The sequence below is a fragment of the Bradyrhizobium sp. 930_D9_N1_4 genome (assembly GCF_052076015.1).
Classification (GTDB): Bacteria; Pseudomonadota; Alphaproteobacteria; order Rhizobiales; family Xanthobacteraceae; genus Bradyrhizobium.
Genome location: NZ_CP197236.1, coordinates 3303308 through 3322371, shown reverse-complemented (window position 1 = coordinate 3322371; position 19064 = coordinate 3303308). Strand labels below are relative to the sequence as shown.

Genomic DNA, 19064 nt, shown 5'->3' with positions numbered 1-19064 from the left:
ACGGAGTCAGAGCCCATGACGAAGCCGCTGACGAAAACGGTGCAGCCTGTTCCCGACGAAAACCGAAGCCACAAGGGTCCCGGCAGCGCGCCACAGGTTCCCGTGGACACCACCAAGGGCCATCGCGACGACGAGAAGCAGAACATCCGCGAGCAGGCCGATCACGGCAACATCACCCAGAACACCACCAACCGGCGTAAGGGATAGCCGCATAACAAGGGGGCAACGAGGAGACACGAGCGTGACGAATCTCGGCAAATGGTACGATCCGATCTCCGAGCGCTGGATCGCGCCGCGCGAAACACGCTTGGAAGCTGCCTCCCCCGCTGCGAACGCAAATACACATCATACCCTCGAACATCAGAGGGCGATCGAAGTCCAGCGCATTTGGCGCGCGCTGGTCGATTGCTGCGCCCGCGACTGAGAGGCGTGCGAGCTGCGGCGGAACCCACTGTCCGCCGCGCCGTTGTCATCCTGCATGAACGATTCCGCATCACCCGCAAAGCCGATCGCAACCGCGATCCGGTATCTGTCAATCGCAGTCGGCTGCGCCTGTCTGCTGCTAGCCGCTGTCTGCTTGGTCATCGCATGCCAGGTCTACATCCAGACCGGCGTGTTCGCGCAGTCCTACGCGATGGTGTGCCTCGTCAGCGCCGCACTCGGTTGCTTGGCGCTCATGCTGGCGCGGGTGTGGAGGTAGGACCTGACGCTTCTCTCCAATACCGGCCGACGTGACCCTGCAACTGGTGCGACCGGCGTAAGGCGTAGCCGCTCCCATTTTTAAAGCGCGAGCAAATGATGCTATGGCCACTATCGCGGCGGCGAGTATCCGAGCCTTATGAACGAGGCACTCCGGATACCTAAAAATATCCTCCTTTTGTTTGGCTAAAACTTCGGTTCACGAGATGTGCAGTTGAACCTAGCGCTGGCAGGGCGCAATATTAACGTGCTAAGATCGATACGTACACGCACCGCGAACTCCGCTGGACCATTTGAGGCAACAATTATGATTGCTATTGATCTAGGCGAAGAAGACCGCGCTTTTGGCGAGGAATTAGTTCAGAAATTCTCAAATGATATTTCGATTATCGATGGCCGGGCGATCGATGGGACAACGCTAAGTTTTATTACGCTGTTCATTTCGGCTGCAGGAGTGACAATTCCAGAGGTGCGCAAGATTGTCGTCGAAATAATTAAAGCAAAGCGACACAAGGCAGTCACACTTAAGGGGATCAAATTCCAAGGCTATTCTGACGACGAGGTCAAAAATATTCTGGCCGAACTTCAGAAGGCGAACGACAAGCTGTGACTATCGACGACTACATTGTCACAACACGCCGCCCAAATGTGTCGACGTTGCCAGCACTGGTGTCGGCCTACGAACGGCTTTATCATTCCATCTTGGCCGTCTCATCGCCGCTGATCAAAGAGGTCACGCCAACATTGCGTGTAGTGAACACGCTGAATAAGCAGACGCAGCTGATCTCTATTCGAGGGGGATATCATCTAGTCCACGACCAGTATCTTGGGCAAACGCTGAACTTACTCACCAAGTATTTTACGCTGTCCGCCCCAATAGAATACGCCCGAGCAGCAGGCTTCAGGTTGGTTTCCGAGGCGGCCACATGCTGCGGACATCTTGATTTGGCGACCTATTTTGCGCTTGCTTACTCGGTTTCACAGCATGCGGCCAACAAGCAAAAGATTGGCGAATCGCCAGATTTGCTAGCAAAGCGCGCATTGACCACCTCCGTTCAAGAGACTTTCGTAATCGCTCACGAAATGGCTCATCTTGTTTGGCGAATGGCTCGTTTCGATCCAGTAGCGATAGACTGGTTATTGGAATTTCTCCTGCATGAAGATGAAACAACAAACGTTAATCAGGCGATCGAAGACTACCTCGACGACCTCTCATTCCAATATCACGGAAAGGCAATTCCACATTCGACGAACATCAAAACCGAAGCCGAGCGGGTAGAAGATGCCAGGTTTCGTGCCGAACTGCGACAGCAATTCATCAAACATGACTTAGAGGAAGCGAGATCAAAGGACCTTTTGCGTCAGAGCGCACTTTTCCGGGAGGAAATATACGCAGATCACGCCGCAGCGGAAATGTGCGTGGAATTATTTCAAAGCGACATGGATTGGGTGGAGCTGATTACGGCGATTCACCTTGCGCTCGAAAATGTCACAACTCTATCCATGATCGCGCAGCACTCCTATAAAGTTTGCGGACTAGGTTTTGATTTGAATCCGGTTGCGGTCGCCACAAGAAAACGAGCACTGCGACGTGCACTTGAGGACTGGACGGAAAAGCGCATACCTGATCAACCGCACCTCGGACACACCGTCTTAAGTGAAGCTAACCGTCGATATATGCGTTTCGTCCGAGATCCAATTACGCTCGACGTAACCAGCAGGATTTCCGCTGAAACACTTCCTAGTTCAGACGATCTCCGAGAAGCTCGAAAGAAACTACTGAAAGCCCATCCGGAAGCGATTGATCCACAATTTATAATTAGACACCTAAGATTTGGATGAACTTCAAATTTGAGTTCGGCCGCAGGCGAAGCGTGACTTCGCTCTCTGCGTGTTAGCCGGAACGCTCCTCGGTCAGCTTAGATAAGCCGCTGCGGCGGCAATTATCCGTCGCTGAACGGCTTACAGCTCCGTCGGCAAAACACCCGTCAATCCCTCCCTCACAAGATATTCTCACGGTGATGCAGCGGCCCGACCGGGCGCGTGCATCCGATAGCTGGGTGGCGACGGGGCGATAGTGCACCGCTCCGCAGGAGAGAGAGCACGAAGGACATCGCTAAAGCCATCCGCGCAGGGAAGGCCGGCGATTGGCCTTTCAAAGGCCGCGGACGCCAGCAAGGTTCGGGCAGCAGGTGCCGCGGCAACGCTTAGGTGTCTACAAGGTAAAGTGCAGCTTGGGGGCATTTGGTGCAACATACGCCGTCATTGCGAGCGCAGCGACGCAATCTAAAATCCTTCCGCGGAGGCAGTCTGGATTGCTTCGCTGCGCTCGCAATGACGATGGGGCGAGAGCCTGCCCTTGGGCCATCGGCCGCGCCGAAGAGTGCCCGACAGGGCATCGCGCCACTTTTCCCCCACGCACCCAGATGTTAGACTGCCACCATTATTTTGGGGAATTTTGATGCGCGCGGGGATTTTCAATCGCGTCGTTGGGCTGGCCGCGCTGGTCGCTGCCCTGCTTGTCGCCGCCACGCATCCGGCATCGGCTGAGAAGCGCATCGCGCTCGTCGTCGGCAACTCCGCCTACAAGAACATCACGCCGCTCGACAATCCCTCGAAGGATGCGGGCCTGATGGCGGAGACGCTGGGGCTGCTCGGCTTCACGCTGGTCGGCGGGCGCGCGCAGCTCGATCTCGACAAGGGCGCGATGGACCTCGCGGTGCAGAGCTTTGGCCGGCAGGTGCAGGGCGCCGACGTCGCGCTGTTCTATTATGCCGGGCATGGCGTGCAGGTCGCCGGCTCCAACTATCTCGTGCCGGTCGGCGCCAACCCGACGCGCGAGGCCGACGTCGATTTCCAGATGACCGACGTCAATCTCGTGCTGCGCCAGATGCAGGGCTCGGGCACGCGGCTCAACCTCGTGATCCTCGATGCCTGCCGCAACAACCCGTTCGGCTCGCGCGGCCTGCGATCGTCGGACGGCGGCCTCGCACAGATGCGCGCACCGGAGGGCACGCTGATCTCCTACGCGACGCAGCCCGGCAACGTCGCGCAGGACGGCAGCGACGGCCACAGCCCCTACACCAAGGCGCTGGCCGCGACGGTGCGGACTGCGGGCCTCGACGTATTCCAGACCTTCAACCAGGTCGGCCTTGCCGTGAAGCGCGCCACCGCGGGCGCGCAGCAGCCCTGGGTGTCGTCCTCGCCGATCGACGGCACCTTCTATTTCGTGCCGCCGACGCAAACCGCAGCGCCGCAGGTCGCGGCGATGCAGCCGGACCCGCTGCCGGCGGAGCGGCTGCGCGCCGATCCCGACCGCGTGCCCTTGCGCGACGCCGCGCTGCTGAGCGAGTTGAGCGAACGGCTCTACGAGCTCAATTTCGATCCTGACACGCCCGACGGCCTCACGCGTGCGATCACGAAACTTCAGCAACGCATTTCCATGGCGGCGAACGGCGAGCCGACCGAAGGCCTGCTGCTGCGCATGCGCAAGATGGAGGACCTGAAGCCCTGGGGCTCGATCGTCTACGGGCCCGACAGCAGCAAATGGGGCATCTCGTGGAACCACGCCTCGCGGCGCGCGGCGGTGGCGGATGCCAAGGGCAATTGCGCCGGCGCCAAATGTCCGATCGAGCTGTCGTTCTACGGCAAGAGCTGCGGCGCGTTCGCGATCTCCGACAAGTCCTGGTCGCTGGTCCAGCGCGAGGGCGTCCAGCGCGCAAAGGACGCCGCGCTTGACGAATGCGGCAAGGCTGGCAAAGCTTGCCGCATTATCGGATCCGTCTGCGCCGACGGCTCCGGCCGCTGATCGCTTTTTGTCATTTGGATCTTTTGCCCATGGCCCATGCCGTCCGCACGACCGCCCTCGCCTTTGTGCTCAGCGTCTGCCTCGCCTCGTCGTCCGCCCTCGCGCAATCCGGCAGCGCCGGCGGCGCGATCGGCAATGACGAGAAGTCGCTATCCGGCTCGCGATCGGATCGCTCGGCCGAGCCGGCTGCGCCAGCGCGGCGAAGCAAGCCGGCGGCTGAAGAACGCTCCGCGCCGCGACGAAGCGGCGGCGGTAGTGGCGGTGGAGGTGGCGGCGGCTTCGATGGCGCCTGGATCGTCACCAGCGTCGGCTGCGGCGGCTCGACGAGCGGCGCGGTGGTGATCAGCTCGGGCCGAGTCATCGGCGAAGGCGTCAGCGGAACCGTCAGCCCCAGCGGCTCGGTCTCGACGCAAGGCCAGGGCGAGGGCGTGACCTTCACCGGCGCGGGCCGGCTTTCCGGCCGCGGCGGTTCCGGCACATGGCGGCGCTCCGACGGCTGCGGCGGAACCTGGACCTCCGCGAAGCAATAACGTTAAGGAAAATGCCTTAATTCGCGGGGGAACGACCACCGCGCAGGCCCGATTCAAGCCACATCCTCTCCGGATTTGCGGCTCAATGCCACCCAACTCTTTGACGAGAAAGGGAAGGTAACGAGTTGCGTCATGCGTAATCGGGAGACCAGGATGGGCAACCGCGCCGCAAAGTTCATTTCGACCTTGTTCGCCAGCATCATTGCCGGCGTGCCATTGGCTGCCGTGTCACAAAATGCGCCGAGTGCGCCGCCAGCTGCAACCAACACCGCCAACGCCACGAGCGACTGCCTCGCCTCGCCAAAGGGCGTCGCGCCGCAGGGGCAGCATTGGTATTACCGCCTCGAACGCGGGACCAAGCGGCAGTGCTGGTACCTGCGCGCCGAGGGCGGCAAGGTCACACAGACCGCGCAGGCTGCGCCCGACACCACGGCAGCAGAGTCGGCAGCCTCGCCGCACCCGGTGCAGGACGCGCGCGCCGAGTATCTGGCGCCGCAGAGCGCGGCAGCTACGAAGCCGACAACACAGGCGGCCCCCGCGCCGATGCAACAAGCCGCGCCCCCCGCGGCCGACAACGGCGCACAGCAGCCTGCCGTCGAGACGCGCTGGCCCGATGCGTCCGCCTCGCCCGCACCGCAAGCAGCGCCCGTTGCGGCCGTTCCGCAGCCGAGCGCAAAGCCCTCGAAATCGCCTGTGCAGGCCTCTGCCCAAGCCTCTGCCCAAGCCACGGCCCCCGTCGCGCTCGCCGCAGCCGACGGCAGCATCGACAAGCCGACCGGCTCGCTGCAGACGCTGGTGCTTGTCATCGGCGGCGCGCTTGCGCTCGCAGGCCTGCTCGCGAGCCTCGTCTACCGCTTCGCCGGCGGACGCGTGCGCGTCCAGGCCACCGACCATCGCCGCGTCAACTGGGACCATGTCGAGCCGCACGATCTCGACGACGGCCGTGCGCCCTGGCTCAATACGCCCCCGGCTGAAGCGCCGCGCGCGCAGCAGCCGCGCCCGGTGGATTTTGATGCCGCGCGGCCGCAGATCCTACGTCCCCAAGCCCCGCAGATCGCGGCATTCACCGATGAGATCGGCAGAATCGCCGCGCTGTCCCGTCCCGCACGCAACGAGGTCGCAGAGCTCGACGAGGCCGACATCTTCAACGGCGCGTTCGAGATCGAGGCAGCAGCGCCCAAGCTCGCGACCAGCGACGCTCATGACGAAGAGCCGGTCGACGAAACGCCCATCGATCGCAACCAGGATGTGCAGGTCGAAGATGCCGTCGATGTCGACGTGATCACGGCGATGCTGGAACGGCTGGCGCAGCAAGGGCCGCGACTGCGGCAGCCTAGCCCTGAAGCTGACCTTGCAGATTTCGCACAAACCCCACGAGGCCAGTCCGCCGCTCGCGCTTGAGGCGCTCGGCCTTCAGGATCGACTGCACCTCGGCAAAGGCGTCATCGACGTCATGGTTGATGACGATGTAGTCGTACTCGGCCCAGTGGCTCATCTCGTGGCTGGCGCGGCTCATGCGCTTGCGGATCACCTCGTCGGAATCCTGCGCACGCGAATGCAGCCGCTTCTCGAGATCGGCGGCCGAGGGCGGCAGGATGAAGACGCTGACGACGTCAGCGCGCGCCTTTTCGCGCAGCTGCTGCGTGCCCTGCCAGTCGATGTCGAACAGCACGTCCTGCCCGGCCGACAGCGCGGCTTCAACGGGGGCGCGCGGCGTGCCGTAGCTGTTGTCGAAGACGGTGGCCCATTCCAGCAGCTCGTCGCCCTTCACCATCGCGTCGAACCTGGCCTTGTCGACGAACAGATAGTCGCGGCCGTCGACCTCGCCGGGGCGGATCGTCCGCGTGGTCGCGGAGACCGACATTTTCAGACCCGACATGCGGTCGATCAGCATTCGCGACAGCGTCGTCTTGCCCGCGCCCGACGGCGAGGACAGCACGAACATCAACCCGCGCCGCTCGACACCGTCAGTTCCGTGGCCGCCCGTCGTCATCGATCACTCCAGATTCTGGACCTGTTCGCGGAATTGCTCGACCACGTTCTTCATGGCGAGGCCGGTGTTGGTCAGCTCGATGTCGTTCGACTTCGAGCAGCAGGTGTTGACCTCGCGGTGAAACTCCTGCGCCAGGAAGTCGAGCTTGCGGCCGACCGGGCCGCCCTTGCCGATCAGCTCGCGCGCCTGGGCGACGTGCGAGGCGATGCGATCGAGCTCCTCGCGGATGTCGGCCCTGGTCGCGATCAGGATCGCCTCCTGCATCAGGCGATCGGAATCGAAACGGTCTGAGGTGTCGAGCAGCGTCGCGATCTGCTCGGCGAGCCTGGCCTTGATCGCCTCCGGCTTGCGGCCCGGCGAGCCTTCCGCCTTTTTCGCGAGCGCCTCGACCTCGTCCACGCGCTGGATCAGGATCTGCCCCAGCGACGTGCCTTCGCGCTTGCGCATCTCGACGAGATCGGCGAGCGCTTTGTTGAAGGCTTCGGCCACCGCGGCACGCGCGGCGTTGTCCTCGTCCTCGTCGCCCTCGGGCTCGGCGACCTCGATGACACCCTTGATGGCCAAAAGCCCGTCGACGCTGGGCGCAACCGCATCGACCTTGCCGGCGATCACGGCAGCGGCCTTGAGGACGGCGTTGAGCACGTCCTCGTTGACCCGGACCGAGGCTGCGGCATTGGCGCGCTTGACGGTGAGATTGGCGTAGACGGTGCCGCGCGACAAAAGCTCGCCGGCGCGTTTCTTGGCGTGGGCCTCGAGCTCGTCGAAGCCCTGCGGCAGCCGCACCCTGAGGTCAAAGCCCTTGGCGTTGACCGACTTCAATTCCCATTCGAACGTATACGGCCCGCTTGCGCCGTGGCTTCGGGCAAAGCCGGTCATGGACGACAGCGCCATCAGGTCAAATTCTCCGGAAACATGGGATTCGCAAGGCCATCAGGCCACGCGAATCTTATGACTATTTTGCGGGAAAGTGTAATCCGCAAAGTCCCGTAGGCAGGTCTGCGCAAACCTAGCGCTGGACCACCGGCGGCGAGGACTGCACCGCGCCCTGCCGGGCCGGCGCGGGAGCCGCGGGCCGCGACGGCTGCTTCTTCTGCTGGTTGGGCCGGGCCGGCGTGGTCGCGGTCGGCGTATCGGCGGCGCCGGGTGCGGCGGCGGCCGGCGGCGGCGCATCCTCGGCCGGCTCGACCGTGTCGTTCTGGATCTGCTTCTCCATGGCGCGCAGCTTGGCGACGTTCTTCTGGTGCGCGTCGTAGGTCTCGGTGAAGGCGTGCCCGCCGCTGCCGTCGGCGACGAAGAACAGGTCGCGGGTGCGAGCCGGATTGGCGGCGGCCTCGAGCGAGGCGCGGCCGGGATTGGCAATCGGACCCGGCGGCAGGCCCTCGATCACATAGGTGTTGTAGGGCGACGGCTGCGTGATCTCGCTGCGCTTGATCGGACGTCCCAGCGTGCCCTTGCCGCCGACGATGCCATAGATGATCGTCGGATCGGATTGCAGCTTGATCCGCTGCTTCAACCGGTTGGTGAACACGGCGGCGACGCGGCTACGCTCGTCGGCCTTGCCGGTCTCCTTCTCGACGATCGAGGCCAGCGTCACCAGCTGCTCCGGCGTCTTGACCGGAATGTCCTGGTTGCGGCGCTCCCAGATCTCGGCCAGCACGCGCTTGTGCGCCTGCTGCATGCGCTGGACCACCTGATCGCGCGGGGTCCCGCGCGGGAACTTGTAGGTCTCCGGCAACAGCGTGCCCTCGCGCGGCAGCTCGCGCACGCTGCCGGTGAAGATGTCGTTGTCGGACAACCGCGCCACGATCTGCTCGGAGGTCAGGCCTTCCGGGATGGTGACGGAATGCTGCACCACCTTGCCCTCGACGATGGTGCCGATGACGTCGCGCAGCGATGCGTTCTTCTGGAACGAATATTCACCGGGCTTGAGGTCCGAGCTCGCCTTCAGCGCGGCGACGCTGGCGATGAACACCCAGGGATTGACGTCGGTGACGCCCTCGCGGTTCAGCGTCTCGGCGATGTCACGCTTGCCCGCGCGCTGCGGGATGTTGACGATCTTGTCTTCCTTCAGCGGTCCCGCTGCTTCCAATACCTGGCGGCCGTAATAATAGACGCCGCCGGCACCGATCATGGAGATCAGCAGCAGGGTGATGATGGCGTTGCCGACGATCACGAAGGGATTGCGCGCCCGGTCCGATCGCTTCGGCGGCGGCGGGACCTGCTCCGGCTCCAGCGCTGCCCGCGGGCTCCGGGGCGAAATGGGCGGCCTTTCACTCATCGAAGCAACCTGAATCCTGCCGGTTCAATCGCGACCTGACAATCGCTTGCCGAGCCAAATGCACGCGCCCGCTTCCATGACTATCGCCGAATACGGCAAAACGGTGGATTCGTCGCAACAACAAACTATTGGACCAGACGCCGGAAGATCACCGACGCGTTGGTACCGCCAAAACCGAAAGAATTCGACAATGCGACGTTGACCTCACGCTTCTTCGCAATATGCGGCACGAGATCGATCGCAGTCTCGACCGACGGGTTGTCCAGATTGATGGTCGGCGGCACGACATTATCGCGAATCGCGAGAATGGCGAAGATCGCCTCGATCGCACCGGCCGCACCGAGCAGATGGCCGGTCGAGGACTTGGTCGAGGACATCGCAACCTTGGAGGCGGCGTTGCCGAGCAGGCGCTCGACCGCACCGAGCTCGATCTCGTCGCCGAGCGGTGTCGAGGTGCCGTGCGCGTTGATGTAGTCGAGATCGGACGCCGTGAGGCCGGCGCGCTTGAGCGCGGCCGCCATGCTGCGGAAGCCGCCATCGCCATCGGGCGACGGCGACGTAATGTGATAGGCGTCACCCGAAAGACCGTAGCCGACCACCTCGGCATAGATCCTGGCACCGCGGCGCTGGGCGTGCTCGAGCTCTTCCAGGACCAGGACGCCGGCGCCCTCGCCCATCACGAAGCCGTCTCGGTCCTTGTCGTAGGGACGCGAGGCTTTCTCGGGTGTTTCGTTGAAGCCGGTGGATAGCGCACGCGCGGCGTTGAAACCGGCAATGCCGATACGACCGATCGGCGATTCGGCGCCGCCGGCGACCATGACGTCGGCATCGCCGAGCGCGATCAGGCGGGCGGCATCGCCGACCGCATGCGCGCCGGTCGAGCAGGCCGTGACCACCGAATGGTTCGGTCCCTTCAGCCCGTGCGCGATCGAGACGTAGCCGGAGGCGAGATTGATCAGGCGGCCCGGAATGAAGAACGGCGATACCCGGCGCGGCCCGCGCTCCTTCAGGAGGACCGCCGTTTCAGCGATGCCGTTGAGGCCGCCGATGCCGGACCCGATCATGGTGCCGGTCGCGCACTTGTCCTCTTCGGTCTCGGGATGCCAGTTGGCATCGTCGAGCGCCTGGCCGGCCGCGGCCATGCCGAAGATGATGAAGTCGTCGACCTTGCGCTGGTCCTTCGGCTCCATCCACTTGTCGGGATTGAAGGTGTCGTTTGTTCCGTCGCCGCGCACGACGGTGCAGGCGTATTTGGTCTGAAGATCGGAGACGTCGAAGCTCTCGATCGCGCGCGCACCGCTCTCGCCGTTGAGGATGCGTTTCCAGGTCGGCTCGACGCCGCAGCCGAGCGGCGACACCATGCCGAGACCAGTGACGACGACTCGCCTCATATCCGAAAACTCCGCATCGAAATATTCACGGCCAATAACAAGAAACCGGCTGACCGCTGGGAAGCGGCCCGTCCGGTTTCAATGTTGTCCCCGCGAAAATGAAGAGCCTTAGCTCTTCGCGTTCTTCTCGAGAAACTTCGTGGCGTCGCCGACGGTGAGAATCGTCTCCGCCGCGTCGTCCGGAATCTCGCAACCGAATTCTTCTTCGAACGCCATCACCAGCTCGACGGTGTCCAGACTGTCGGCGCCGAGGTCGTCGATGAAGCTCGCAGCGTCGACAACCTTCTCGGGTTCAACACCAAGGTGTTCGACCACGATCTTCTTAACCCGCTCGCCAATCTCACTCATTGCATAACCTCGTGTTGTTCCCTGTAGACCCGACCCCCCGGGACGATACGAGCCGTCGTGGTCGTTGACTGCCTTCGCTTACGAACTTTGATTTGGTCCCACCCTAACCGGTGCGGGACCCGGCGAACGACGGCCAAGGCTCCGCATCGCCAATATACAGGGTTTCAAAAACCTGCAATGGCGTTCTTTGCCCATCCGTTGAGCGTCCGGTTAACATACTTCAACTGCCTTGACTACAAGCCTCATTTCGCTCCGGAAACGGCTGTTTGCCGCATCCCGCACCGTCCTTGTGGGCAGTGCGGAACGGAACGTCAGATCATGGCCATGCCGCCGTTGATGTGGATGGTTTGCCCGGTGACATAGGCTGCTTCGTTCGAACTCAGGTAGACCGCGGCCGCCGCGATGTCCTCGGGCGTCCCCAGGCGGTTGGCCGGAACCTTGGCCAGAATCGTCTCGCGCTGCTTGTCGTTGAGCGCATCGGTCATCGGCGTCTTGATGAAGCCGGGCGCGATGCAGTTCGCGGTCACGCCGCGCTTGGCGTATTCGGCGCCCAGCGTCTTGATCATGCCGATCAGGCCCGCCTTCGACGCGGTGTAATTGCCCTGCCCGGGATTGCCGGTGACGCCGACGATCGAGGTGATGGCGATGATGCGGCCGAAGCGCTTGCGCATCATCAATTTGGTCGCGGCACGCGCCAGGCGGAAGGTCGAGGTCAGATTGATGTTGATGACCTCCTCCCAGTCCTCGTCGCGGAGCTGCACGAAGAGATTGTCACGGGTGATGCCGGCATTGGCGACGAGGATGTCGACCTGGCCCATTGCGGCTTCCGCAGCCGGCACCAGCGCCTCGACCTCGTCGGCCTTGGAGAGGTTGCAGGGCAGCACGTGGATGCGCTCGCCGAGCTTGCCGGCAAGCTCATCCAGCACTTCCTTGCGCGTTCCCGAGATCGCGACGGTCGCGCCCTGCGCGTGCAGCGCCTGCGCGATCGCGCCGCCGATGCCACCGGTCGCACCCGTCACGAGCGCCTTTTTGCCAGTCAGATCGAACATCGAAAAAACTCCTCTAGCCCTGCTTGGCAGCGGCCAATGCATCCTTGGCGGCGGCAATGTCGTTGGGACCGCCGACCGACACGCCAACAGCGCCGTCCGCAATCCGCTTGACGAGGCCGGACAGCACCTTGCCGGCGCCGATCTCGAAGAAGCGGGTGACGCCCTGCCCTGCCATATAGGAAACCGACTCGCGCCAGCGCACCGTGCCCGTGACCTGCTCGACCAGACGGCGGCGAATCTCGTCGGGATCGGTGATCGCGCTCGCCAGCACGTTCGACACCAGCGGCGCCGCCGGCGCCTTGATCGTGACCTTGGCCAGCGCCTCCGCCATCGCGTCGGCGGCGGGCTGCATCAGCTTGCAATGGAACGGCGCGGACACCGGCAGCAACATGGCGCGCTTGGCACCCTTGGTCTTGGCGATCTCGACGGCGCGGTCGACCGCGGCCTTGTCGCCGGAGACCACCACCTGCCCGCCGCCATTGTCGTTGGCGGCCTGGCAGACCTGCCCCTGCGCCGCCTCGGTGGCGACCTCCATGGCGGCTTCGTAATCGAGGCCGAGCAGCGCGGCCATCGCGCCGGCGCCCACAGGCACGGCCTTCTGCATGGCCAGACCGCGGGTGCGAAGCAGCCGCGCGGTGTCCGGAACCGTCAGGCTGCCTGCCGCGGCCAGCGCCGAATATTCACCGAGCGAATGGCCGGCCACGAAGGCCGCGTCCCGCCCGACGGAAAACCCGGCCTCGGCCTCCAGCACGCGCAGGGTGGCGACAGACACCGCCATCAGCGCCGGCTGGGCGTTCTGGGTGAGCTGAAGCGTCTCGGCCGGGCCATCCCAGATGATCGCCGTCAGCTTCTCCCCGAGCGCGGCATCGACTTCGTCGAACACGGCGCGCGCCATCGGAAAAGCGTCGGCCAGGGCCTTGCCCATGCCAACCGCCTGGGAACCCTGCCCCGGAAATGTGAATGCTGCCGTCATCGGCGCTCCCTACTGGTCGGGCGTAATCCCTGCGAGAACCGGCAGCCGATGACGCACGGCCTTAGGCCACGGTTCCTTGGGCCATGGTTCCGGATCACGCTCCAAAGGGGGCCGTAGACACTGTCCGGGGCCGGAATGTCAAGCCAAGATAGGACCTTCGGCCAGCATTCAACTGGGGATGCGCTCCCTAGAATCCACCGTTGGTCTGGTTGGCATCGACCGCCGTCCCCGCTTGTGCGCGGCGCGCACTGTTCACCAGTTCGCCCGGACGGTCATCCCGGTCGGGTTTCGCGGTCGCGAGCCGCAGCACGGCGGCATAGCCCGGCTGCACCTCCATGCGTTCCGCGTGCCGGCTCTCGCTCAGCAGGCGATGAACCTTCGGCAGATTGTAGCAGGGCACGTAGAACAGGAGATGATGCTCGAGGTGGTAGTTCACGTAATACGGCGCGATGAACAGCCGCTCGAGAAAATTCGCGTGCGTCGTGCGGGTGTTGCGCAGGGGATCACTGCTGTCGGGCACGACGGCGTGCTCGGCGATGTTGCGGATGCGGGTAATGACCATCATCCAGGTGACGAGCGGCACCAGCCATAGCAGCGGATAGGCCCACCACACGCCGGCCGCCGCGCAGCCTGCGAACATGATCGCATTGACCACGCATTGCGGGCCGAGCTTCTCCCGGAAATGCGCCACGCGCTGCCGCCACGGCCAGTCCTTCGGCCCCAGCGCATTGAGCAGTTGCGCCTTGCGCTGCTGGTAGCCGGTCTGTCCGGTGATGTCGCGAATGAACTTGCGACGATAGCTCAGCTTGGTGATCGGAAACGGCGCGGACAGCACGAGATCGGGATCATCCTCCTGCTGGGTGCGCGCATGATGCTGGAGGTGATAGCGCCGGTAGCTGCGCGTCTCCGCGAACAGAGGATAGGCGCAGAACCACTGGCTCAGCGTCAGATTGGTCTTCTCCTCGGCGGACAGGCAGCCATGCGCACCGTCATGCATCAGGATCGCAAGGCCCAACTGGCGCGAGCCGATGACAGCGACGGCGAGAACATAGGTGACCGGATTGGGCCACCATGCGACCAGCGCGATCGCACCAATGATGAGCGCCCAGGCATGGGCAATCATGGCGACGCCCTTCCACGTCACACGCTGGCGCACGTCAGCGAGTTGATCGTCGGTGAGGAAGTCGCGGGCACGCATGCGAAGCGCGGTCATGGCCTAACCCTCTTCATTCGAATTGTTGGATGCGTCGCGCTCGTCGACGAGGCGCAGGTGCGCAGTGTCGCCGGCGGATTTCGCCTGCTCGCCGAGCACGCGCAGCATCTCGGCGCAGAGCGCCTCGGGCGAACGGCCCATGGCGTAGCCTTCGAGGATAATTCCGATGGCGACAGCCCAGAACCGCCGCGAACTTTCGTCGGGCGCCCGCAGAGAGCGCCAGCCGTGGCGCTCAACCTGGCCCGCATAGGCCCTCGCGCCCTCGCTGTGCAGACGCTCGATGGTGCGTTCCACCAGCGGCGCGAGATCCTGGCGCCGGCGCGTCAGCGTCAACGCCTCGGCGAAGAAGGCGACCGAATCGCTCGCGGTCACGGTCTCGGCCAGCGCATGGGTGTAATCCCCCGGCGTCCGAGCCTTCAGGGCCGCCTGCTCGGTCGCGCGCGCCAGATACAGCAACTCACGGCAGGCGCATTCGACGAACAGCGCCTCCTTGGTGCGGAAGTAATAGGTGATCTGGCTCGGGAACGCGTCCGCGGCGGCTGCAATGTCGGTGATCGAGGCCCCCGCCAGTCCCCGCTCCCTGAACAACGGGCTCGCGGCATCCAGCAGCAGCGACCGCATCTTGCGGCCGGCCGAGCGCGTCGCCCGCGCGGCATGCTTGGGGTCGCCCGCCGCCTCAAGCGGCTCTTGGACCGACTTTCTCGCCATGAGGTCCTCTTTGCTGATTTATTTGTATGCTATACAAACAAATAGTTCAAGCCCGACGTGGTATGGAAAGACCGTTCCTGGCCGCTCGCCCCGGAACCATCCGGGGCAAAACCGCGGCCTCCAACCTTGCAAAGCCGGCCAAAATCCGTATAAGCGCGCCATCCGCAGACCCCGGCCGGGAGCTGAACGGACGGTCTCAGCAAATCATTCGTGATTTTGATGTGGCAGGGCCAGTCGGCCCGTCGTCCCGTGTTTCCGCCTTCTGAGCTTAATCCCAGAGTCCTTTCCCAAGGCCTCTTAAGGGCTTGACGCCGGGCGATGCGCCAACCGAGGAAAGGACCATCATGGCTCTCTATGAGCATGTTTTTCTTGCGCGTCAGGACGCAAGCACGCAGCAGGTCGAAGAACTGACTGCGCAGATGACCGGCATCGTCGAGGGTCTCGGCGGCAAGGTCACCAAGACCGAGAATTGGGGCGTTCGCTCCCTCACCTACCGCATGAACAAGAACCGCAAGGCGCACTTCGTGCTGCTCAACATCGACGCGCCGTCTGCGGCGATCGCCGAGATCGAGCGCCAGGAGCGCATCAGCGAAGACGTGATCCGCTATATCAGCGTCCGCGTCGAAGAGCTCGAGGAAGGCCCGTCCGCGATGATGCGCAAGGCCGATCGCGATCGCGAGCGTGACGATCGTGGCGGCGGCTTCCGCGATCGTGAAGGCGGCGGCTTCCGTGGCGACCGCGAGGGTGGTTTCCGTGGCGGTGATCGCGACGGTGGCGGCTTCCGCGGTGACCGCGGCCCGCGTCGTCCGCGCGACGAAGCTGAAACCACCACCACCACGACGGACGGGGAGTAAGAACAATGGCTGAAGCTGGTGCACGCCGTCCGTTTTTCCGTCGTCGCAAGAGCTGCCCGTTCACGGGCGCCAATGCTCCGAAGATCGACTACAAGGACTCCAAGCTGCTGATGCGTTACGTCTCCGAGCGCGGCAAGATCGTGCCGAGCCGCATCACCGCGGTGTCCGCGAAGAAGCAGCGTGAACTCGCCCGCGCCATCAAGCGCGCGCGGTTCCTGGGCCTGCTGCCCTACGTCATTCGCTAAGACGAATTCGGCCGGCGGCGATATCGCCGCCGGCCGTACTTTTCCAGGTTTCATAAGGCTTCCGGGTCGTCCGGTCGCCGATGGTTGGGGCGAGACGCCTCTAACCGCTCGAAGGGAGCGGGACAGCTGATGATGGCATTTGCACTCATAGCCCTGATCGCCGGCGCTGCGTCGGCCCTGATGTTCGCCTCGATCATATCGGGCGCGCTGATCTCGCTCGTCCTGTTTTACCTCGCACCGCTGCCGCTGATGGTCGCCTCGATCGGCTGGGGGCCGCTGTGCGCGAGCGTCGGCGGCATTGCCGCTGCGATCGGCCTCGGCGCCCTGTTCGGCCTGCCCTATTGCATCGCCTTTGCCGTCACCGTTGCGCTGCCGGCCTGGTGGCTCGGCCATCTCGTGCTGCTCAGCCGGCGGGTGGGACCTGTCACGCCGGAGGGCGCCGCTGAACCGACCGCCGAGCCGGAGCTCGAATGGTATCCGGTCGGCCGCATCCTGCTGTGGATCGCGGGCTTCGCCACGCTGACCACGATCGCCGCCCTGCTCACACTCGGCACCGACGCCGAGACCATTATCGGGACGCTGCGCCGCGGCCTGATGCGCCTGCTCCGCACCGCCGACCCGCAGACCTCGGGCGAAGCCGGCCAGTTTGTGGACGCGCTGGTGCGCATCGCGCCGGCCGCCGCCACCATCGTCGCGATGATGACGCTCACGCTCAATCTCTGGCTCAGCGCCAAGATCACGGCGACGTCGGGCCGATTGCGGCGCCCCTGGCCGGACATGATGACGGCGGAGCTGCCGCCGATGACGCTGGTCGGGCTCTGTGTTGCGCTCGCCTTCTGCTTCACCGGCGGGCTGCTCGCGATCGTCGCGCAAATATCCGCGGCGGCGCTGATGATGGGCTATGCGCTGACCGGCTTCGCCGTGCTGCATACGCTGACGCTGGCGCTGAAGAGCCGCACCTTCTGGCTCGGCTCGACCTATGCCGTCGTCGTCGTGTTCGGCTGGCCCGTCATCGCGATGGTGATCCTCGGCATGGCGGACGCCGTGTTCGGCTTTCGCGAGCGCTTTCTGCGCACGCGGCAGCCACCCCCGCTGCCGACCCCTTGAGTTCAACCCCGAAAATCCAACTCACCAACACGTCAAAGGAGAACGAATATGGAAGTCATTTTGCTGGAACGCGTGAGCAAGCTCGGCCAGATGGGCGAAGTCGTGAAGGTTCGCGACGGTTATGCCCGCAATTTCCTGCTCAAGCGCGGCAAGGCGCTGCGCGCCACCGCCGACAACCGCGCCAAGTACGACGGCATGAAGGCCGATCTCGAAGCCCGCAATCTTGCGTCCAAGGGCGAGGCGTCCAAGGTCGCCGAGAAGATCCAGGGCAAGAACATCATCGTGATCCGCCAGGCCTCCGAAGCCGGCCAGCTGTTCGGCTCGGTCACGGTGCGTGACGTCGTCGTGGCGTTCGAAGCCGACGGTGTGGCGCTCGAGCGTCCGCAGGTGCAGCTCGACGCGCCGATCAAGACCATCGGCAAGCACACCATCACCGTCGCCATTCACCCCGAGGTCGAGGTCGAGGTTTCCGTCACGGTTGCGCGCAGCCAGGACGAGGCCGAGCGCATCAACCGCGGCGAGGACATCTCGACCCGCAACGAGGACCGCGATGCGGCCGCCGAGGCGATCGCCGCCGCCGGCGAGTTCTTCGATCCGGAAGCCCAGCAGGACGACGAGCCGGCGCCGGCTGCGGAAGAGACCGACAAGTAAGCCTCGCATTCTCGCAGGCTGCGAAGCCCGGTCGCGTCAAGCGGCCGGGCTTTTCGTTGTCGCGGCGACGTCCTCGCTCAGCATCGCGATCGAGGCGAGCGCCGTTGCGGTGTGCTTCTCGACGCCGTCGCTGATGCAGAACACGTCGGCTGCGACCACCGAGACCTGACGGCCCGGCTTGATCACCCTGGCCCGGCAGATGAGCTTCTCGCCGACAGCGGGCGAGAGCAGATTGAGCTTGTATTCCGCCGTCAGCGCCGGCTGGCCGCGCGAAGTGGCCGCCGCGATCGTCGTGGCGTTGTCGACCAGGAAGGCCGTGACGCCGCCGTGGAAGAAGCCGTGCTGCTGGAGCAGCTCGGGCCGGCGCTCGACGGCAATGGTGCAGGTCCCACGTGCCAGATCGGACAGCTCGGCTCCGACCAAATTCATAAAGCCCTGCCGGCCGACATTGGCGTGGATGCGCGCGGCAATCGGCTCAAAGTCGGGATCTGCTTCGGCTCGCATGACACCTCTCCTTATTGCTTGTTGATGCGATCGGGCGGATGCAGCGCGCGCGTGGCGCACGCAATCAGCGTATCGGCTTCGGTTCGCGGATCGGCACGATCGCGTCCCGACAGGAAGGCGCGGCAAAAGATCTGCGCGGGGCCGATGAGCTGGCTGACGAACATCACCGGCGTCATCGGCAGAAGCTCGCCGCCCGCAACCAGCGGCGCGCGCCAGCGCTCGATGCCTTCGGCAAGCCGCGCATTCTGCGCGCGCTGGGCGTCGCGAACGTCCTCGCCCCATTCGCTGCGCGAGATCTCGAAGAGATAGCGGGCCTCGCGGCGGCTGGTCACGACCCAGTCGAGATGCGCGCGGATCAGGCGATCGATGCCCTGCCCGGCATCGGGCACGGGATCGAGCGCGGCCAGCACCGCAGCGTGATAGTGCCGGAGCACCTCCAGGAACAGCGCGCCCGCCAGCTCCTTCTTCGATCCGAAGACATGAAAGAAGCTGCCGTTGGAGGCACGCGCCCGGGTCCGGATCGCAGCGATCGTCGCGGCTTCGAAGCCGACGCGATCGAACACCGCAAGCCCCGCCGCCAACAGATCGTCACGCACGCTCGCCGTCATCGCCGCCTCCTAGAGTAACACTCTAGAGTAATGCTCTAACGACGGTCAATACGACACGAAGGCCGCGATCGTCGCGGCCTTCGCAAGTCGCTCGAAAATGCGGAT

At 64.3% G+C, this 19064-nt stretch carries 23 protein-coding genes; 12 read left to right on the top strand and 11 right to left on the bottom strand.

Features of this window, described 5'->3' with window-relative positions:
* Positions 1-15 precede the first annotated feature (15 nt).
* The 8 genes from AB7532_RS15340 (at position 16) to AB7532_RS15305 (ending at position 6438) form a co-directional block, all read left to right on the top strand.
* The gene (locus tag AB7532_RS15340) at positions 16-207 is read left to right on the top strand and encodes a hypothetical protein (RefSeq protein WP_441235609.1); all 192 of its coding nucleotides are present in this window, start codon (positions 16-18) and stop codon (positions 205-207) included.
* A gap of 34 nt (positions 208-241) precedes the next feature.
* Positions 242-424, top strand: coding sequence for a hypothetical protein (locus AB7532_RS15335; RefSeq protein ID WP_441235608.1), 183 nt, complete (start codon positions 242-244; stop codon positions 422-424).
* A gap of 54 nt (positions 425-478) precedes the next feature.
* Positions 479-700 (top strand): hypothetical protein, encoded by a 222-nt coding sequence (locus AB7532_RS15330; RefSeq protein ID WP_441235607.1) that lies wholly within the window; start codon positions 479-481, stop codon positions 698-700.
* Positions 701-913: 213 nt separating this feature from the next.
* Positions 914-1309, top strand: a complete 396-nt coding sequence (locus tag AB7532_RS15325; protein ID WP_441235606.1) for a hypothetical protein — start codon at positions 914-916, stop codon at positions 1307-1309.
* Entirely contained in the window at positions 1306-2541 is a 1236-nt protein-coding gene (locus tag AB7532_RS15320) for a hypothetical protein (RefSeq protein ID WP_441235605.1), read from the top strand. Before AB7532_RS15325 ends, AB7532_RS15320 begins: the two co-directional genes overlap by 4 nt.
* A gap of 619 nt (positions 2542-3160) precedes the next feature.
* A complete protein-coding gene (locus tag AB7532_RS15315; protein WP_441235604.1) occupies positions 3161-4507 on the top strand; it encodes a caspase family protein in 1347 nt (448 codons plus the stop codon).
* Positions 4508-4536: 29 nt separating this feature from the next.
* The gene (locus AB7532_RS15310) at positions 4537-5037 is read left to right on the top strand and encodes a hypothetical protein (RefSeq protein WP_441235603.1); all 501 of its coding nucleotides are present in this window, start codon (positions 4537-4539) and stop codon (positions 5035-5037) included.
* Between the two features lie 132 nt (positions 5038-5169).
* Positions 5170-6438 (top strand): hypothetical protein, encoded by a 1269-nt coding sequence (locus AB7532_RS15305; RefSeq protein WP_441235602.1) that lies wholly within the window; start codon positions 5170-5172, stop codon positions 6436-6438.
* On the opposite strand, the gene gmk is transcribed toward AB7532_RS15305, so the two are convergent.
* The 9 genes from gmk to AB7532_RS15260 all read right to left on the bottom strand — a co-directional run bounded on the left by gmk (position 6371) and on the right by AB7532_RS15260 (position 14990).
* Entirely contained in the window at positions 6371-7030 is a 660-nt protein-coding gene (gene gmk, locus AB7532_RS15300; protein ID WP_441235601.1) for a guanylate kinase, read from the bottom strand. The two genes, AB7532_RS15305 and gmk, sit on opposite strands and share 68 nt — an antisense overlap.
* A 3-nt stretch (positions 7031-7033) precedes the next feature.
* Positions 7034-7921: a YicC/YloC family endoribonuclease gene (locus AB7532_RS15295; protein ID WP_441235600.1), complete on the bottom strand. Its 888-nt coding sequence runs from the start codon at positions 7919-7921 to the stop codon at positions 7034-7036.
* Positions 7922-8036: 115 nt separating this feature from the next.
* Positions 8037-9308 carry an endolytic transglycosylase MltG gene (gene mltG / locus AB7532_RS15290; RefSeq protein ID WP_441235599.1) on the bottom strand — a complete coding sequence of 424 codons (1272 nt, stop codon included), beginning with the start codon at positions 9306-9308 and terminating at the stop codon, positions 8037-8039.
* Positions 9309-9433: 125 nt separating this feature from the next.
* Positions 9434-10699 (bottom strand): beta-ketoacyl-ACP synthase II, encoded by a 1266-nt coding sequence (gene fabF, locus AB7532_RS15285; RefSeq protein ID WP_441235598.1) that lies wholly within the window; start codon positions 10697-10699, stop codon positions 9434-9436.
* Positions 10700-10807: 108 nt separating this feature from the next.
* Positions 10808-11047, bottom strand: a complete 240-nt coding sequence (locus tag AB7532_RS15280) for an acyl carrier protein (RefSeq protein ID WP_006020277.1) — start codon at positions 11045-11047, stop codon at positions 10808-10810.
* A gap of 311 nt (positions 11048-11358) precedes the next feature.
* On the bottom strand, positions 11359-12096 hold the full coding sequence (fabG, locus tag AB7532_RS15275; protein WP_441235597.1) for a 3-oxoacyl-[acyl-carrier-protein] reductase: 738 nt from the start codon (positions 12094-12096) through the stop codon (positions 11359-11361).
* A gap of 13 nt (positions 12097-12109) precedes the next feature.
* Positions 12110-13069 carry an ACP S-malonyltransferase gene (gene fabD, locus AB7532_RS15270; protein ID WP_441235596.1) on the bottom strand — a complete coding sequence of 320 codons (960 nt, stop codon included), beginning with the start codon at positions 13067-13069 and terminating at the stop codon, positions 12110-12112.
* 187 nt (positions 13070-13256) lie between these two features.
* On the bottom strand, positions 13257-14282 hold the full coding sequence (locus tag AB7532_RS15265) for a fatty acid desaturase family protein (protein ID WP_441235595.1): 1026 nt from the start codon (positions 14280-14282) through the stop codon (positions 13257-13259).
* 3 nt (positions 14283-14285) lie between these two features.
* Positions 14286-14990 (bottom strand): TetR/AcrR family transcriptional regulator C-terminal domain-containing protein, encoded by a 705-nt coding sequence (locus AB7532_RS15260; RefSeq protein WP_441235594.1) that lies wholly within the window; start codon positions 14988-14990, stop codon positions 14286-14288.
* Positions 14991-15334: 344 nt separating this feature from the next.
* Between AB7532_RS15260 and rpsF the strand changes: the two genes are divergently transcribed.
* From rpsF to rplI, 4 genes are all read left to right on the top strand, one after another.
* Positions 15335-15844 (top strand): 30S ribosomal protein S6, encoded by a 510-nt coding sequence (rpsF, locus tag AB7532_RS15255; RefSeq protein WP_441235593.1) that lies wholly within the window; start codon positions 15335-15337, stop codon positions 15842-15844.
* 5 nt (positions 15845-15849) lie between these two features.
* Positions 15850-16089: a 30S ribosomal protein S18 gene (rpsR, locus tag AB7532_RS15250; RefSeq protein ID WP_007592020.1), complete on the top strand. Its 240-nt coding sequence runs from the start codon at positions 15850-15852 to the stop codon at positions 16087-16089.
* Positions 16090-16218: 129 nt separating this feature from the next.
* The gene (locus AB7532_RS15245) at positions 16219-17196 is read left to right on the top strand and encodes a hypothetical protein (RefSeq protein WP_441235592.1); all 978 of its coding nucleotides are present in this window, start codon (positions 16219-16221) and stop codon (positions 17194-17196) included.
* A gap of 48 nt (positions 17197-17244) precedes the next feature.
* Positions 17245-17847, top strand: a complete 603-nt coding sequence (rplI, locus tag AB7532_RS15240; RefSeq protein WP_441235591.1) for a 50S ribosomal protein L9 — start codon at positions 17245-17247, stop codon at positions 17845-17847.
* A gap of 36 nt (positions 17848-17883) precedes the next feature.
* Here rplI and AB7532_RS15235 read toward each other — a convergent pair whose 3' ends face one another.
* Positions 17884-18351, bottom strand: coding sequence for a PaaI family thioesterase (locus tag AB7532_RS15235; protein WP_441235590.1), 468 nt, complete (start codon positions 18349-18351; stop codon positions 17884-17886).
* Positions 18352-18362: 11 nt separating this feature from the next.
* Positions 18363-18959, bottom strand: coding sequence for a TetR/AcrR family transcriptional regulator (locus tag AB7532_RS15230; protein ID WP_441235589.1), 597 nt, complete (start codon positions 18957-18959; stop codon positions 18363-18365).
* Between the last annotated feature and the right edge of the window lie 105 nt (positions 18960-19064).

What these genes read in the sequence shown, in the direction of transcription:
- AB7532_RS15340 (WP_441235609.1), top strand. Translation starts at nt 16, where the DNA reads ATGACGAAGCCGCTGACGAAAACGGTGCAGCCTGTTCCCGACGAAAAC.
- AB7532_RS15330 (WP_441235607.1), top strand. Translation starts at nt 479, where the DNA reads ATGAACGATTCCGCATCACCCGCAAAGCCGATCGCAACCGCGATCCGG.
- AB7532_RS15315 (WP_441235604.1), top strand. Translation starts at nt 3,161, where the DNA reads ATGCGCGCGGGGATTTTCAATCGCGTCGTTGGGCTGGCCGCGCTGGTC.
- AB7532_RS15310 (WP_441235603.1), top strand. Translation starts at nt 4,537, where the DNA reads ATGGCCCATGCCGTCCGCACGACCGCCCTCGCCTTTGTGCTCAGCGTC.
- AB7532_RS15305 (WP_441235602.1), top strand. Translation starts at nt 5,170, where the DNA reads ATGCGTAATCGGGAGACCAGGATGGGCAACCGCGCCGCAAAGTTCATT.
- gmk (WP_441235601.1), bottom strand. Translation starts at nt 7,030, where the DNA reads ATGACGACGGGCGGCCACGGAACTGACGGTGTCGAGCGGCGCGGGTTG.
- AB7532_RS15295 (WP_441235600.1), bottom strand. Translation starts at nt 7,921, where the DNA reads ATGGCGCTGTCGTCCATGACCGGCTTTGCCCGAAGCCACGGCGCAAGC.
- mltG (WP_441235599.1), bottom strand. Translation starts at nt 9,308, where the DNA reads ATGAGTGAAAGGCCGCCCATTTCGCCCCGGAGCCCGCGGGCAGCGCTG.
- fabF (WP_441235598.1), bottom strand. Translation starts at nt 10,699, where the DNA reads ATGAGGCGAGTCGTCGTCACTGGTCTCGGCATGGTGTCGCCGCTCGGC.
- AB7532_RS15280 (WP_006020277.1), bottom strand. Translation starts at nt 11,047, where the DNA reads ATGAGTGAGATTGGCGAGCGGGTTAAGAAGATCGTGGTCGAACACCTT.
- fabG (WP_441235597.1), bottom strand. Translation starts at nt 12,096, where the DNA reads ATGTTCGATCTGACTGGCAAAAAGGCGCTCGTGACGGGTGCGACCGGT.
- fabD (WP_441235596.1), bottom strand. Translation starts at nt 13,069, where the DNA reads ATGACGGCAGCATTCACATTTCCGGGGCAGGGTTCCCAGGCGGTTGGC.
- AB7532_RS15265 (WP_441235595.1), bottom strand. Translation starts at nt 14,282, where the DNA reads ATGACCGCGCTTCGCATGCGTGCCCGCGACTTCCTCACCGACGATCAA.
- AB7532_RS15260 (WP_441235594.1), bottom strand. Translation starts at nt 14,990, where the DNA reads ATGGCGAGAAAGTCGGTCCAAGAGCCGCTTGAGGCGGCGGGCGACCCC.
- rpsF (WP_441235593.1), top strand. Translation starts at nt 15,335, where the DNA reads ATGGCTCTCTATGAGCATGTTTTTCTTGCGCGTCAGGACGCAAGCACG.
- rpsR (WP_007592020.1), top strand. Translation starts at nt 15,850, where the DNA reads ATGGCTGAAGCTGGTGCACGCCGTCCGTTTTTCCGTCGTCGCAAGAGC.
- AB7532_RS15245 (WP_441235592.1), top strand. Translation starts at nt 16,219, where the DNA reads ATGATGGCATTTGCACTCATAGCCCTGATCGCCGGCGCTGCGTCGGCC.
- rplI (WP_441235591.1), top strand. Translation starts at nt 17,245, where the DNA reads ATGGAAGTCATTTTGCTGGAACGCGTGAGCAAGCTCGGCCAGATGGGC.
- AB7532_RS15235 (WP_441235590.1), bottom strand. Translation starts at nt 18,351, where the DNA reads ATGCGAGCCGAAGCAGATCCCGACTTTGAGCCGATTGCCGCGCGCATC.
- AB7532_RS15230 (WP_441235589.1), bottom strand. Translation starts at nt 18,959, where the DNA reads ATGACGGCGAGCGTGCGTGACGATCTGTTGGCGGCGGGGCTTGCGGTG.